General features: G+C 63.8%; 15 protein-coding genes and 1 pseudogene. 7 read left to right on the forward strand and 9 right to left on the reverse strand.

The annotated features are described in order from the left end of the window. Positions 1 to 153: 153 nt before the first annotated feature. Positions 154 to 291: a hypothetical protein gene (locus F9K34_RS11915; protein WP_291337191.1), complete on the reverse strand. Its 138-nt coding sequence runs from the start codon at positions 289 to 291 to the stop codon at positions 154 to 156. Positions 292 to 629: 338 nt separating this feature from the next. Between F9K34_RS11915 and F9K34_RS11920 the strand changes: the two genes are divergently transcribed. The 3 genes and pseudogenes from F9K34_RS11920 to F9K34_RS19115 form a co-directional block, all read left to right on the forward strand. Continuing rightward, entirely contained in the window at positions 630 to 995 is a 366-nt protein-coding gene (locus F9K34_RS11920; protein WP_291337192.1) for a YigZ family protein, read from the forward strand. Next, complete coding sequence (locus F9K34_RS11925; protein ID WP_291337193.1) at positions 992 to 2,017, forward strand: LLM class flavin-dependent oxidoreductase; 1,026 nt, start codon at positions 992 to 994, stop codon at positions 2,015 to 2,017. Before F9K34_RS11920 ends, F9K34_RS11925 begins: the two co-directional genes overlap by 4 nt. Before the next feature lie 14 nt (positions 2,018 to 2,031). Further along, a pseudogene (locus F9K34_RS19115) lies at positions 2,032 to 2,118 on the forward strand (IS5/IS1182 family transposase); the annotation flags it as partial. Between the two features lie 144 nt (positions 2,119 to 2,262). Here F9K34_RS19115 and F9K34_RS11930 read toward each other — a convergent pair. The 7 genes from F9K34_RS11930 to F9K34_RS11960 are packed head-to-tail and all read right to left on the reverse strand — an operon-like array spanning position 2,263 to position 9,010. Further along, positions 2,263 to 3,147, reverse strand: coding sequence for a DMT family transporter (locus F9K34_RS11930; RefSeq protein ID WP_291337194.1), 885 nt, complete (start codon positions 3,145 to 3,147; stop codon positions 2,263 to 2,265). A 20-nt stretch (positions 3,148 to 3,167) separates the two neighbouring features. Continuing rightward, positions 3,168 to 4,472: an NAD(P)/FAD-dependent oxidoreductase gene (locus F9K34_RS11935; protein ID WP_291337195.1), complete on the reverse strand. Its 1,305-nt coding sequence runs from the start codon at positions 4,470 to 4,472 to the stop codon at positions 3,168 to 3,170. Between the two features lie 59 nt (positions 4,473 to 4,531). After that, on the reverse strand, positions 4,532 to 4,885 hold the full coding sequence (locus F9K34_RS11940; RefSeq protein WP_291337196.1) for a cupin domain-containing protein: 354 nt from the start codon (positions 4,883 to 4,885) through the stop codon (positions 4,532 to 4,534). Positions 4,886 to 4,898: 13 nt separating this feature from the next. Next, a complete protein-coding gene (locus F9K34_RS11945; protein ID WP_291337197.1) occupies positions 4,899 to 5,957 on the reverse strand; it encodes an ABC transporter ATP-binding protein in 1,059 nt (352 codons plus the stop codon). A gap of 19 nt (positions 5,958 to 5,976) precedes the next feature. Further along, entirely contained in the window at positions 5,977 to 6,759 is a 783-nt protein-coding gene (locus F9K34_RS11950; protein WP_291337198.1) for an ABC transporter permease, read from the reverse strand. Then, positions 6,759 to 7,931, reverse strand: a complete 1,173-nt coding sequence (locus F9K34_RS11955; RefSeq protein ID WP_291337199.1) for an ABC transporter permease — start codon at positions 7,929 to 7,931, stop codon at positions 6,759 to 6,761. Before F9K34_RS11955 ends, F9K34_RS11950 begins: the two co-directional genes overlap by 1 nt. A 56-nt stretch (positions 7,932 to 7,987) precedes the next feature. Then, complete coding sequence (locus F9K34_RS11960; protein WP_291337200.1) at positions 7,988 to 9,010, reverse strand: ABC transporter substrate-binding protein; 1,023 nt, start codon at positions 9,008 to 9,010, stop codon at positions 7,988 to 7,990. A 194-nt stretch (positions 9,011 to 9,204) separates the two neighbouring features. Between F9K34_RS11960 and F9K34_RS11965 the strand changes: the two genes are divergently transcribed. From F9K34_RS11965 to F9K34_RS11980, 4 genes are all read left to right on the forward strand, one after another. Beyond that, positions 9,205 to 9,801 carry a helix-turn-helix domain-containing protein gene (locus F9K34_RS11965; protein WP_291337201.1) on the forward strand — a complete coding sequence of 199 codons (597 nt, stop codon included), beginning with the start codon at positions 9,205 to 9,207 and terminating at the stop codon, positions 9,799 to 9,801. A 1,046-nt stretch (positions 9,802 to 10,847) separates the two neighbouring features. Then, entirely contained in the window at positions 10,848 to 11,165 is a 318-nt protein-coding gene (locus F9K34_RS11970) for an ArsR/SmtB family transcription factor (RefSeq protein ID WP_291337202.1), read from the forward strand. Positions 11,166 to 11,220: 55 nt separating this feature from the next. Next, entirely contained in the window at positions 11,221 to 12,273 is a 1,053-nt protein-coding gene (locus F9K34_RS11975) for a permease (RefSeq protein ID WP_291337203.1), read from the forward strand. A 162-nt stretch (positions 12,274 to 12,435) separates the two neighbouring features. Continuing rightward, on the forward strand, positions 12,436 to 13,485 hold the full coding sequence (locus F9K34_RS11980; protein ID WP_436405741.1) for an MFS transporter: 1,050 nt from the start codon (positions 12,436 to 12,438) through the stop codon (positions 13,483 to 13,485). Here the strand turns inward: F9K34_RS11980 and F9K34_RS19060 are convergent. Continuing rightward, a complete protein-coding gene (locus F9K34_RS19060) occupies positions 13,475 to 13,609 on the reverse strand; it encodes a hypothetical protein (protein WP_366557889.1) in 135 nt (44 codons plus the stop codon). The two genes, F9K34_RS11980 and F9K34_RS19060, sit on opposite strands and share 11 nt — an antisense overlap. Positions 13,610 to 14,491: the final 882 nt, after the last annotated feature.

Raw genomic sequence — 14,491 nt, forward strand, 5'->3', positions numbered from 1 at the left:
TCCAGGTCTCGCAACCCGAACCTTCTCCGAAGATCGGCGATGACCGCCAGCGTCACCCGCGGCCGCGCGCTGCGCTACGCCGGAGGCTCCGCGCGCGGCCTCCTACACCATGTGCTGGGACACTGCCTCCCATCGGTGCCGAGGTCCAGCCGGTCAGCCGAAGCAGGTGATCAGGACACCAGCCGCCACCGCGCCGAGCAGGAACGTTCTTCCGAGGGGGCTGAACACGCTGGTGATGACCCGGACCATCAGCGGCGGTTCCGCCTGATCGAATTCGTCAGGCGGGACCAATTCCGGAAACACATCCGCACTCTTGACACTCGACTGCACTCGTAACCCCATAAAAACACACGCTTGCGAGTATCGCACAGGGGCAAAGGCACGCGAACCTGTCTAGTTCGGCAAGTCCTGCAGGTTGTTCATGGACAATGGATCAAGGCGTGCGGAATTGGCTCGGCTGGCAATCGAGTGCGCCACGCAGCCGTCACGTTTTCCCTAAGATTTTGTCATGGTCGCAACCGGGAGACAGTGTGCTTCTGCCGATTCGCGTCCCCTGACTCGCGCTGCGCCAGGGGCGCGCCGTCCCGGTCCTGGTTGCCGCGTCACCGTCGAGCGGCTACGTCATGCCCATGCTTGTTCTCGAGAATGTCATCAGCGATCGCGGCTCCAGATACGCCGTCTCGGGCGGCGCCTGTCATTCCGAGACGGAGGCAAGGGCGTTCGTCTCGGACCTCAAGCGCAGGAAGAAGTTCGCGAAAGCAACGCACCATTCCTGGGGGTTCCTGAGCGATGCGGGACCGCTGAAGGACGACGACGGAGAGAGCGGCGCCGGGGCCGTGATCCTGCGAATGCTCGAGCGTGCAGAGCTGCGCAACCATCTCGTCGTGGTCACCCGCTGGTATGGCGGCAAGCAGCTCGGCGGCGACCGGTTCCGGCATGTCCAGGACTGTGTGCGAACTTACATCAACGAGGTGACACGGGAGGATACGCGATGATCCGCTATTCGCTTCTCGATCTCGCACCGGTCCCGGAGGGGCGGACGACGGCGGACGCGTTGAGAAACACGCTCGACCTCGCGCGTCATGCCGAACGCTGGGGGTTCCATCGCTACTGGCTGGCAGAGCATCACAACATGCCGGGCATCGCGAGTGCCGCGACAACGGTCGTCATGGCGCATGTCGCCTGTGCCACCGAAACCATCCGGGTGGGCGCCGGCGGCATCATGCTGCCCAATCACGCGCCGCTGGTGATCGCCGAGCAGTTCGGCACGCTCGCGACGCTCCATCCCGGCCGGATCGACCTTGGAATCGGGCGCGCGCCGGGCACCGACATGGTCACGGCCCGTGCGCTGCGCCGTTCACTGGAGGAGGGTGACGGGTTCCCCAACGACGTCGTGGAACTTATCGGCTATCTCGGCGACCCGCCGCCCGATGCGCGCGTCAGGGCCATTCCCGGTGCGGCCACTCATGTGCCCGTCTGGATCCTCGGGTCGAGCCTCTATGGCGCACAACTTGCGGCCCATCTGGGCCTGCCCTATGCCTTCGCGTCGCATTTCGCACCGGACGCGTTGTCGGAGGCGATGGCGATCTACAGATCCACGTTTCGCCCGTCGCAATATCTTGAGAAACCGCATTGCATGATGGCGATCAACGTGTTTGCTGCGCCCAGCGACGGGGATGGGCACCACCTCAAGACCTCCGTCCAGCAAGCCTTCGCCAACCTCCGCAGCGGGCGCCCGGGGCTGCTGCCGCCGCCGGTCGACCGGATCGAGGACCATGTCGACGCTGTCATGCTGCGCACCGTCGAGCAGGCCCTGTCGATCTGCGCCACCGGATCGCCGGAGACGGTCCGATCCGAGATCGCGGGACTTCTCCGTCGCTACGCCCCCGACGAGATCATCCTTACCGGTCAGATCCACGATCATGCCGCGCGCCTGCGGTCGTTCGAAATCGCGGCGGATGTGATGTCGGATCTTGCAGAGCACGCGGTCGGCGGGAGCTCCACACCGTCTCAGTGATGCGTTTGAGGGGCAGGTCCGTTGCCACCCGCTACGACCGATGCCCTAAGGTGTTCCTCTCAGCGGTCGCCCTCGCCGCTACCGTCATGTTCTGGCAATGAACCAAGAACGAGTCCTGACCCTTCTGTATCTGCGCTCTGCTAGACTTGCCCCGTCACCGGCCCCGGCCAGTGTCAGTGACGGGGTGGTTCACCACGCGCCAGGTGGAGAAGCGGACAGCCCATCTGCAAATCGGTCGGAAACACCTACCGCCGCCATGCGATGAAGACTGAACTGCAGACAAGCATTGCGACGCCGATGAACGTGATGTGATCCGGGACCTGTGAGAAGAACAGCCAGCTCGCAGCCGTCGAAGTGACAATCTCCAGATAGGCGAATGGAGCGACGAGAGAGGCATCGGCGGATTCGTAGGCTTTGATGATCAGATACTGGCCGACGAGACCGAATAGCGTCATCCCCAGCACCATCCACCATTGCGCGGGGGTGAGGCCGACCCAGAGTAGGACCATTGGAGGCGCGCCGACCAGAACCGCCATGAAATGAGTCTGGAATGTAAGCGTGAGCGGCGACAGACGGCGACTGCCGCGCGTGGCCTTCTTCACCAGGATCACGTAGCCGGCCATCGCCGCACCCGAGGCGAGTGCAAGCAGGCTCCCGGGTTCGAGCGCGCCATGGCTTGGTCGGATGATGACGAGGGTTGCGCCAAAACCGAAAAGAAGGGCAATCCAGCGCGCAGGCCCGACGGTCTCCTTCAAGAAAAGTCGGGACAGCAGCGTGACGAAGAGGGGCTGAACGAAGCTGATCGCCACGGTGTCGGCGATCGAGAGATGCTCAAGCGCCCCGAAGAAGCAGAAGCCCGCGCCGATGCTGAAGAGGCCGAGGAGAACGGCATTGATCCGACCGTCCGGTGGAATGATCTCCTCCCGCCGGCCGGCGACCATAACCGGGAGCAGTAGGATAGTTCCGCACATCATTCGAAGGAAGATCACCTGCATCGCCGGAATTCCGCCAACGACCAGATGCTTGGCCTGAACGTCGATCATCGGCACCAAAGCCATCGCCAGCATCATCATCAGGATGCCGGCGCCGCTGGTGTCGCGGCAGCTTACCGCGGCTACATTCGAGGACATATGCGTAACTCCGGAGCGCCTCAGTCGAGCCAGCGCGCACTCCGGTCCAGGAACCGATACCAAGTGCCGACCATCGGCAGGAACCAGGGATTACCATTGTAGAACGGGAGCTTCGGAAAATGGCTGCCGATCACGCCCCGGTCCGTGTTCGGCCGACCCAGCATGTGTTCGGCGATGCGGTGCCCCAGATGCGTCTGGTTCGAGATCCCGCCACCGTTGCAGCACGACACGTAATAGATGCCATCGTCCATTCGGCCGGCGTGCGAGCAGAAGTCGAGGGCGAAGCAAACGTTGCCATGCCAGGCGTGGGTAAGATCCACTCCGCGCGTCTCAGGGAAGGTATGCTCCATGAACCGGCGGAGTCCCTCAGCGCCCTGTTCCTCGGTCGAGTTCCGGAACCTCGCCCGCCCACCGAAGAGGATGCGCTTTCCGTCCGGCGACCGGCGGAAATAGTAGAGAACGTGCTTGGTGTCGCCGACCATCCGGTTGCCGGGGATCAGCCGCTCGAGCAGATCGACCGGCATTTCCTCGGTGGCGATCATGTAGCTCTGGACCGGGAACGTGCGCCGGCGCAGCCAAGGCACTTCGGGGCCGGCATAGCCGTTGACACCCAGGAGGATTTTTTCGGCCTGAAGTTCGGTAGTCGTCCCGTCCTGCACATTCGCGAGTCGTGCTAAGTGCCCCTCAGCGATCCGCCGGGCACCGCTGAAGCGCCATCCGGTGAAGATCCGGACCCCAAGCTCCCGCGCGCGATTGGCCAGTGCGCGGACATATTTTGCCGGATGGATCGAGCCTTGGTCGTGCCGGATCATTGCCCCGCGGTAAATGTCGGTCTTCACGGCGCGGCGAACCTGCCCTTCGTCGAGGATCTCGTAGTTCTTGCGATCGTCGGGCGCCAGCCGGTCGCGCAGCTCGTGGAGCTTTGCCATATCCTTACGGGTGTGTGCGCCCACCACGCTTCCGCAAAGGCTGAGGTCGATCCCATCGCTCAACGTGGCGGCGCGGCGGAGCATGAACGGCATCGAGGCGGCGTAGTCCTCCATGATCTCCCGTGCACGTCTTTCGCCGAAACGCGCCGTCGCTTGGGCCAGCGTGAATTTCGCCGCATTACCGATCTGGCCGCCGTTGCGGGAGCTCGCCCCTTCGCCGATACGCATCGCGTCGACGACCATTATCCCGGTGACGCCGGCCTCGGCCAGTGTGATCGCGGCCGAAAGACCGGTATAGCCCGAGCCGACGATCAGCACGTCGCAGCTCGTCCTGTCGAAGGAACGCTCGCCGTGCTGCGGCTCGGCGGCTTCCCACCAGAATGGCGTGGTCTTCATCATGTTCCTCCAAAAGCCTGAATGCTCGCGGGCCTCCTCGTGGGGCGCGCGGCAGGTGATCAGATCTTCGACGTGAAATAGACCTTCCGCATGGCGCTGATGGTTTTCCAGCTGCCGCGGAAGCCGGGTTCGAGCACCACCAGGTCTCCCGGCCCGAAGCGCTTGGGTAGCGCGGTGCCCTCCTCGTAAAGCTCGATCTCGCCGTCCAGAATGTAGAAGGTCTCGACAAGGTCTTGTCCGCGGATGACGCGGTGGTGGCCGGGCGACGCGGCCCAGATGCCGGACATGGCGGGCGCGTCGATCAGCGGCCAGGACATAAAATGCGGCGAACCATCGATTACCAGGTCGGGATCGGGCCGACCCGGTTCCCCGGTGCCGAGATTGCCGGTGTGGGCATATTTGAGGTGGCTCACGCGAAGGTTCCTTTCAGTGGAGCAGAATGCAATCCTTGGTGTCGAACGCGACCGCCACCGGCACGCCGGGTTCCAGAGCGCCTTCCCGCGCGCTACCGTAGGTGAGAAGCGTCCGCCCGCTCGGTAAGGCGATCGAATAGAGCGCGCGGTCCCCGGAATAGGTCGAGGCCGCGACCGTCCCCTCGAGCCGGATATCTCCCGCCGCGGCGCCGGCACAATCCGCACGCGCGATGCGGATGTCCTCAGGTCGGATCACGATCTCGGATACAACCTTCGCCTCGCGAGGCAGGGGCAGGCGAAACGCGTCTGCCACGAACTCTGCCGCCGCCCCGCGGGACTGAATCACGCCGTCGAAAATATTGGACTTGCCCACGAAATCCGCGACGAACCGCGAATTGGGGCGTCGGTAGAGCCGGTGGGCGGTGTCGAATTGCTCTATACGACCATGGTTCATCACGGCGATCATGTCGGACATGTGCATCGCCTCCTCCTGGTCATGGGTCACGTTAATGAAAGTCGTGCCAAGCCGGTGGTGGATGTCGCGCAGCTGGTCCTGAAGGTCGACGCGCAGTTTCTTGTCAAGTGCGGACATCGGCTCGTCGAGCAGCAAGAGGTCCGGCTCGAATACCAGCGCCCGTGCCAGTGCGACGCGCTGCTGCTGGCCGCCCGAGAGCTCATGCGGCTTGCGCCGGGACAGCGCACCGAGATGCACGAGGTCCAGAATCGCCGTTACACTGGCTGCGATTTCGTCTCTGCTCTTGCGCCGAACCCGCAACGGGTAGGCGACATTGTCGAATACGGACATGTGCGGAAAGAGCGCATAACCTTGGAAGACCAGCCCGAAGTTTCGCCTCTCCGGCTTCAGGTCGGTGATGTCGCGTCCGTTGTGGAGGATTTGGCCTCCCGAAACGCCTTCGAACCCGGCGAGGATCTTGAGCAACGTGGTCTTGCCCGATCCCGACGGCCCGAGGAGTGTGACAAAACTGCCCTTCGGGATACTGAGCGAGACACCCGCAAGGGCCTGCATGGCGCTGTAGAACTTGTCGATGTTGCGAATTTCGAGGAAGGACATCCCGTGATCTCCGTCAGGATCAGTGTTTCTGCGGGCGGCCGAGCGATTGCAGCCACCACATCAGCCAGAGCAGCGCGAAGCTGATGAGCGACAGGAGCAGCGCCACCACGACGATGGTCGGTTGGAGTCGATCGCGCAGCCCGGCGAAGAGCGCCACCGGAAGCGTCGTCGATTCCGGCGAGGCGAGGAAGAGCGCCACGACCACCTCGTCGAAAGAGGTGGTGAAGGCGAACAGCGCCCCTGCTAGGAAACCCGGCGCTGCAAGTGGAAGCGTCACGTGCCAGAACCGGTGGCTGCGCGACGCCCCGAGCGATGCCGCGGCAAGGTCGAGGTCTGGATCGAGGCCGCGCAGCGAAGTCATCACCGACAGGAAGACCAGTGGAGCGCCGAGGATCGCATGGGCCAGAACGAGCCCCCAGTAGCTGCCCGAAAGCCCCATTCGTCCGAAGGCATAGGCGAAGGCCACGCCGACGACGATGGAGGGCACGACTAGCGGCGAGACGAAGAGGCCGGTCAGAACGATCTGCAGCGCGCGCCCCGTCAACATCACTCCGGTCGCGGCGAGGCCGCCGATCAGCACGCCCGCGATCATTGCGCCGAAGGCGATGCGCAGGCTGTTCCAAAAGGCCCGGGTCCATTGGCCGTGGGTGAAAATCTCCGCGAACCACTTGAGGCTGAAGCCGTCCATCGGATAGGTCAGGAACGACCCCTCATTGAATGCAAGCGGCAGCACGAGGACGAGAGGCACGATCAGGAAGGCGAGCGCCAAGAGAACCGATCCCCAAAATATGACGCGTGACATCAGGCCCGCCCTCCCGATCGCGCCATGGCCCAGCGGGCCGCGCCGTAGATCGCCACGATCACCAGGACCGCACCCAGCAGCAGCACCGACAGCGCCGAGGCCATGCCCCAGTTGAGCGATTCCTTCACGAAGGCCGCGATGTAGAACGACACCATCTGGTCGCGCGGTCCCCCGGTCAGCGACGGAGTGATGTAGAAGCCGAGTGCGAGGATGAAGACGGTTCCGGCGGCCACCGCGACGCCTCGAATTGTCTGGGGGAAATAGACCCGGAGAAAGGTCTCGATCGGTCCGGCACCGAGGCTGCGAGAAGCGTCCGCCTGCGACTTCGGGATAGTTCGCATCACGTTCATCATGGGAATGATCGCGAAGGGCAGCAGCACATGCGTCATTGAGACGATCGCCCCGAAGCGGTTGAAGATCAGTTGGAGCGGTTCGGCGATGGCCCCGGTCCAGAGCAGGAAGGCGTTCACGAGTCCCGAAGTCTGGAGCAGTATCACCCAGGCCGTCGTGCGAACGAGGATCGAGGTCCAAAAGCTCAAGAGGACTGCAACAAGCACGAAGGCCGCGAAACGGGGCCGCGCGTTTGCCACGGCGTAGGCAAGCGGATAGCTGATCAGCAGGGTGACGAACATTACCTGCACCGCGATCACGAGAGTGCGCCACATGATCTGGACGTAGATATCGTCACCGCCCGCCGTCAGCCGTCCGTTGTCGTCCAGGACCAATCCGGTCGCTTGGCCGAAGTGGCGCAAAGTGAAGGGGGCGGTGTTCCGTTCCATCACCTGCCAGTATTGCTCCTCCGCCCAACGTGGATCGAAGGCGACCAAACCGGCCATCGTCGGCTCGATGTCGCCTGACTTGCGCGCCGTGTTGAGAAAAAGCGACCGGAACCCCGCCAGGTTCTGGTTCAGCCCACGGGCCGTCGCCCCCTGCGTGCCAGCATCCATCGCCCGCATGTCGGTCAGAAGCGCGGCAGCACGTGCATTGGCGTCAGAGCGGTCGGCATCGCGGAACGCAACCAGGCTACGCCCCAATTCGCCGTTGTCGACACTGAGCGCGACCATCGAGCCGATCGGCATCAAGTAGAGAAAGCTGTAGATGGCCAGCGGAAGGACCAGCAGGACAAGAGCTGCCAGTCGTGCTCCGCCCGGTCTTCGGGGCGATGCGTGCATCTGGATGATCCTGGGGGCGGGCCTCCGGCGGCGGTGCCGCCGGAGGGAAGTTGGGATTACTGGGTTGACCAGCGGCTCCAGCGTTCACGCAGTTCGTCGAGATGGTCGATCCAGAAGGCGTCCGACATGAAGGCCGCTTCCTTGATATTGTCGCCGGCGGGCAGGCCGGCAACGATCTCGGGGCTCAAATGCGTCGCGGCAAGCGTGTTCGACGGGCCGTAAGGCATCAGCGACGAGAACTTTGCCTGGTTCTCAGGATCGTTGACGGTCTGGATGAATTCGGTGAGCTGATCCTTGTAGGGCGAACCCTTGACCATCGCCCAGCCGTCCATGTTCACGACATGGTTCTTCCAGACGAACTCAAGCGGCTTGCCCTCGCGCTTGGCCATGATGATCCGGCCGTTATAGGCGGTCGACAGCGCCACATTGTTCGAGGCGAGCCATTCAACAGGTTGCGCGCCTGACTCCCAGTATTGCAGCAGGTCCTTGATCTTGTCCCACTGGGCGAAGGCTCGGTCCACGCCCTCAGGGGTCGCCAGCACCTCGTAGATCTGGTCCGGCGGCACACCGTCAGCCATCAGCGCATATTCCAGGTTGAACTGCGGCGTGTTGTTGACGCCCCGCTTGCCGGGGAACTTGTCGCGGTCGAAGAAGTCCCTCCAGTCCTGAGGCGGGGTCGGGAATACTTCGGAGTTGTAGGCGAAGCCATTTCCGATGACGACGTTGCCGACACCGCAATCCATCGCCGCACCCGGCAGGAGGTCGTCCTTGCCACCGATCGCCTCCCAGTCGAGCGGCTCCAGCAGGCCCTCGTCGCAGGCAAGCTGCAGTTCGGATCCGCCCATGATGAGGAAGTCCCAGCTCACGTTGTTCGTGTCCACCATCGCCTTGATCTCGGCCAGGCCACCGAGATAGGTCGTCTCGGTGAAGTTCGCGCCGGACTTCGCAGCAAAGGGCTTGAAGTAGGCTTCCCGCTGGGCATCTTGGTAGTTACCCCCCCAGCCGGCAATAGTCACGTCCCGTGCCGCGACAGGTGCTGCCACGATGGCGCACAAGGTCGCAATCCCGATCACCTTCATGAAGTTTCCTCCCGAAACCATGAAATTTCGATTATGAGAGGTCTTGTGGCCCGGGCTCGCAACCCAGCGCAGACTCGACAACTCACGAGTTTAGTATGGCATGGTTAAAATTTTGGTCAAGCAATTTAAGTGTAGTGCAATTCATCATAGTCTTGTTATACTTCTCCCGTGATCCGACGTAAGGAGTGGGCCTCGTGCAGATCGATCCAAGTCCTCTGGAAGCGCAAAGCGACACCCGCCAAGTCGGCGAGACATTACGCCTGCGCCGGCAGATGCGTGGCCTGTCACTCAAGCAGGTCGCCGAGCCTGCGGGTATTTCGGTGGGTATGCTGAGCCAGGTCGAGCGAGGGCTTGCCGCGCCCTCAATCAAGACCCTCCGCGCGATCTGCACTGCGATGGACATGCCGGTTAACTGGTTGTTTCATCGTGACGGCGAGCAGGAGAGCCAGGCGGCCGAATACATCGTTCCGGTTGGCGCTCGCCGGTCATTGACTTACCACGACGGCGACCTAGTCAAAGAACTGCTCACTCCCGACACTCAGCCGACGATCCAGATGCTGCGCTTCCTGCTGAAGCCTGGCGCCTCGTCAGGAGAGCCCTACAGCAACGCCGAGGGTGGCAAATGCGGAATCGTGTTGGCCGGGACTCTAGGTCTTGAGCTGAACGGCGTCGAATTTGTGGTCAACTGCGGCGACAGCTTCGCCTTCCCGTCCACGACGATGGTGCGCTTCTGGACGGTCGGCGATGACCCCTGCGAGGTCATCTGGGTTGTCGCACCAGCGACAGTGTGACGGAGAAGGGTCTGGGCGCGCAATCCGTTGCCGCCTCGGCAGGTCGCCCCTTACCCTCGGCTAGTGCGAAGCGAATAGGTTGGCGACGTGTCCACAGACACCGATCAGACGACCCTGATCATGAGGCTCAGCGCGTGTGTCAGTGCATCGCGACGACGCGCGGCGCTCCGCATCGTTGCGCTCCACTTGGACCTGCGGCGACCCCGGTCCAGTCTGGCTCGCTTGGTCGCCGACGTCTGACTAATATCCTCTGAAGACGCTCAAGTCTTGGCTGCGGTCCAAAGTGCGACAGAGGAGCCCCGAACGGTTCTCTTCGGTGGCGCCAGAACGCATCCCCATACCGCTCGACGGGATTTCCTAGGACTTCCATCCTGAAGGCCCTGCAAGTGTTCTGCAAGCTCACTGTTCGCGCGCACCCTTGGGATGTGCCGTCCGTCTGCCCCGAAGGATCGAGCAATTCCTGACCCCGAGACGGTCTTCACAAGTCGCTACAGCGCCGGCGTTCCTTCCTCCCTCTCCGGGTCGGCACGCCATGGACCTGATCGTCTCACGCTCGGCGTCCTGGGATCCCGAGGTGCTTGACGACCACGATACACGAATGATTGCTCCTCAAATAGCATCTGTTCCCCAGTCTGCGCGACGCCCGCTTACCGGAACGCGCCATCCGACCGTTGGCATATTTCGCGATCTGGGGAGCCCCTGCGATCGGTGGATGTCGATGAACTTGCGCCGCACTTGAGCTCTGAACGTAAGCGATGGGGTGGACGCCCCCGCTCCGTAGCAGTGCTTCAACATCCGCCACCTTGGCTCATCGATGCCGTCGGGGGGGGCCATCGCTTACATCCCTCGCGACATGGCGTAGTGGGGCAGCACTGCAGAGTTGCCAGCCTGCGGCCCTCCCAAGGAGCCGTGCCATTGGGCTAATACCACAGCGGGCTCATCGTGTGCAAAGGAGCGGACACCGACTAGGCTGCTCCGCACGCGATCCCCTGCATTCTCGTCCGTCGAATCATTTACAAAACTAGATTTATGGGTATTTTTACGGTATGACTACGGTAAGCCCCAAAGCCCGCGCCCTTGCCGCCCTAGGCCACGATGCCCGCCTGTCGATCTTCCGCCTGTTGGTGAAGGCGGGGGACGAGGGGCTGCGGGTCAGCGATATCGGCGAGCATCTGGGGCTGGCGTCATCGACACTTGCGCATCATCTGTCGACGCTGGTCGACGCCGGCCTGGTGCTGCAAGACAAGCACGGGCGTGAGGTGTTCAATCGGATCGATTTTCCCGCGATACACGCGCTTGTCGGTTTCCTGACATCCGAATGCTGCGCAGGCGTAGTGGTTCGGTCCTCGGAGGATGCAGCATGAGACCCATGCGCTCTTTTTCTTGCCTTGAAACAGCTATAATTCCGGAGATTTGGTGATGACTGACACGACGCTCGCAGGACCCGGACTTCGATCCACGCTGCGCCATCTTTGGCAAGACCAGCGGGTATGGCTCACGTCTGCCGCGATCCTCTTGGCGCTGGCGCTGTTCAACAGCGGCCAGGCGATAGAGAGCGCGCTTTTCGCGGGAGGAGCGCTTCTGAACACCGCGCCGTTCCTCATCCTGTCAATCGCCATCGCCGCCTGGGCGGGAGCGACGGGCGCCGACAACCTGATCGCCAAGGCTTTCACCGGCGCGCCCATTCTCATGATCGGGCTCGGCGCCCTGGCGGGGGGCATATCGCCTTTCTGCTCTTGCGGGGTGATCCCGCTGATCGCGGCGCTTCTGGCGATGGGCGTGCCTCTATCGGCGGTGATGGCCTTCTGGCTGGCTTCACCGATCATGGACCCGTCGATGTTCGTGCTGACCACAGGCGTGCTGGACCTCGAGTTCGCGGTGGCCAAAAGCGTCGCCGCCATCGGGCTGGGCGTCTTCGGCGGGACGGTGGTGCATCTGATGATGAAGGGCGGCGCCTTCGCTGATCCGTTGCGCGAGGGGATCGGCAACGGCGGCTGCGGTGGCGCGAAGATCCGGGCGCCCAGGCCTGTCGTCTGGCGCTTCTGGGCGGACGCCGATCGCCGGGCAAAGTTCGGCAGAACGGCGCTGACCACAACGATGTTCCTTGCCAAGTGGCTCACTCTGGCCTTCGTCCTCGAAAGCCTGATGTTGGCATGGATCCCGGCGGAGACGGTGACCGCGACGCTTGGCGGCGAAGGCCTGCTGCCCATCGTCACTGCGACGCTCGTCGGGGTCCCGGCCTACCTGAACGGTTACGCGGCGCTGCCGCTGGTCGGCGGTCTGATCGATCAGGGCATGGCGCCCGGCGCCGGTATGGCCTTCCTGGTCGCGGGGGGCGTCACATCGATCCCGGCGGCGATGGCCGTCTGGGCGATGGCGCGGCCGCAGGTCTTCGCGGTCTACATTGGCCTGTCCCTGACCGGGGCCTTCGCTTCGGGGCTGCTGTTCCAGCTCTGGACCTCCATGACATGAGCCATCGTGGCGAGGCGCGCAGTCTCGCCGCCCCTTCCTGATCGAAACATCATCATGATTTCAAGACTGTCTCCGGCGCGGCGCGGTTTGATCGTCACCGCGCTTGGATCTTCCCTAACCGTCAGCTGGGCCTCGAGCTACTACATCCCCGCCGTTCTGGCCGTGCCTATCGCCGAAGACCTCGGCCTCTCGCCGGTCTGGGTCTTCGGCGCCTTTACGATGGCGATGGTGATCTCGGCCATGGTTGGACCCTGGGCTGGGGCGCGGATCGACGGCGTTGGCGGGCGGGGGGTGCTGATGCTGTCCAACCTTGTCTTCGCAGCGGGCCTGTGCCTGCTGGCCGTGGCTCCGACGCCGTTGGTCCTATTCGCGGGCTGGGCGGTGATCGGGCTCGGCATGGGGATCGGCCTCTACGAGGCGGGGTTTGCCACGCTAGCGGGGATCTATGGCAAGGAGGCGCGCGGGCCGATCACCGGCATCACGCTGATCGCCGGGTTCGCCAGCACGGTCGGCTGGCCGCTCTCCGGGCTGATGTTGGCGACCTGGGGCTGGCGGGAAGCCTGCATCGGCTGGGCGCTGATCCATCTGGTCGTGGCATTGCCGTTGAACGCCTGGCTGCCGAAGGGCACCGAAAGGATCGCCGCCGCGAGCACACCGGTCGAGGACGGGCCGCCGCCGTCGCGCATGGCGCTCTCTCTGCTCGCCTTCGTCTTCGCGGCGACCTGGTTCAACTCGACCGCCATGGCCGCGCATCTGCCGGGGCTGCTCCAGGCAGCCGGGGCCAGCACCACAATGGCGATCGCCGCGGGTGCGCTCATCGGGCCGGCGCAGGTGGCGGCACGGGTGCTGGAGTTCGGCCTCTTGCGCCGTTTCCATCCCCTGGCGTCGGCACGACTGGCGGCCTCGGCACATCCGGTCGCGGCCCTCTGCCTCGTGGCCTTCGGCGGTCCGGCGGCCTATGCCTTCGCGCTTCTGCATGGGGCGGGGAACGGGATACTGACCATCGCCAAGGGCACCTTGCCGCTAGCCCTGTTCGGATCGGCAGGCTATGGCGCGCGGTTGGGCTGGCTGAATGCCCCTGCCCGCGCGCTGCAGGCGGCTGCACCGCTGGTGTTCGGCGCAGCCCTGGGCGCCTGGGGCCTGCATGCGATCTGGCTGACTGCAGGGGTCGGAGTGCTGGCCACTGCCGCCCTGTTGATCCTCAGGCGATGAGGCGTCGGGCAGCGAGCCAGCTGGCGAGTGCCTTGGCGCCTGCCGTGGCCAGACACAGCGGTAGGTGATGCGACAGCGTGTTCTGCCTCAGGCGAAGCGCCGTGGCGATCTCGGTCGGACGCACGCCCTGGGGGGCAAGCGCATCAGCAGGCGAAAGACGGCCAGCCGGCCGGGATGGCCGAGGGTGGCAAAGGCATGGGCGGCGCAATTCTGCTCCATATTTCCCGAATGCCGGAATCATTTGCGCGCGTCCAGTGAAGGTTTCATGACACGGGATCCCGAGGAGTTTCCTTGATTGATCCAGATCACGGCGGCCATCGCCCGCCTATGCGCAAATGCGCATGAAGTGGAGTGGCCCAGATGATCGTTGCTATCCTTTCAGCCCTGGCCGAGCCGACCTGTCAATTGGCATCGAATGGGGACCCCTGATCGGCGTGCAAAAGGGACCCCTCTGGCGTGACGTTAGCTGGCCCGTGGCGGCGTAGCTTTTCAAGTTGCGCAGCCGTCGCGGGCCAGCGGCTCAGGCGCGGTTTTTGAAGCGCCAGCTTTCGTTGCCGGTTTCAACGATGTCGCAGTGGTGGCCTGGGCATGCGATGTGCGCTCACCTAAGGCGACGGTCGCTCCCTGCGGTGGCGGCTTCCTGCCAGCGGAGAACGTTCGGCCGAACTTCTAGATCCCAGATTGGCTGCCTCCTGCGGACGACCGGTTGGTCTCCACGAAGAGAGGAGCCCCTAACGGTTCTCTTCGGTGGCGCCAGATGGCATCCCCATGCCACTCGACGGGATTTCCTAGGACTTCGCGGGAGCGGATAGTGCAATAGATCTGCAAGTGACGTGTGCGCGCTCCTTTGGGACGCGCCGTCCGTCCGCCCCGAAGGATGGCAGTGTCCCAGCACATGGTGTAGGAGGCCGCGCGCGGAGCCTCCGGCGTAGCGCAGCGCGCGGCCGCGGGTGACGCTGGCGGTCATCGCCGATCTTCGGAGAAGGTTCGGGTTGCGAGACCTGGA

This window comes from Albidovulum sp. (assembly GCF_008933605.1).
In the GTDB taxonomy this organism is placed as follows: domain Bacteria; phylum Pseudomonadota; class Alphaproteobacteria; order Rhodobacterales; family Rhodobacteraceae; genus Albidovulum.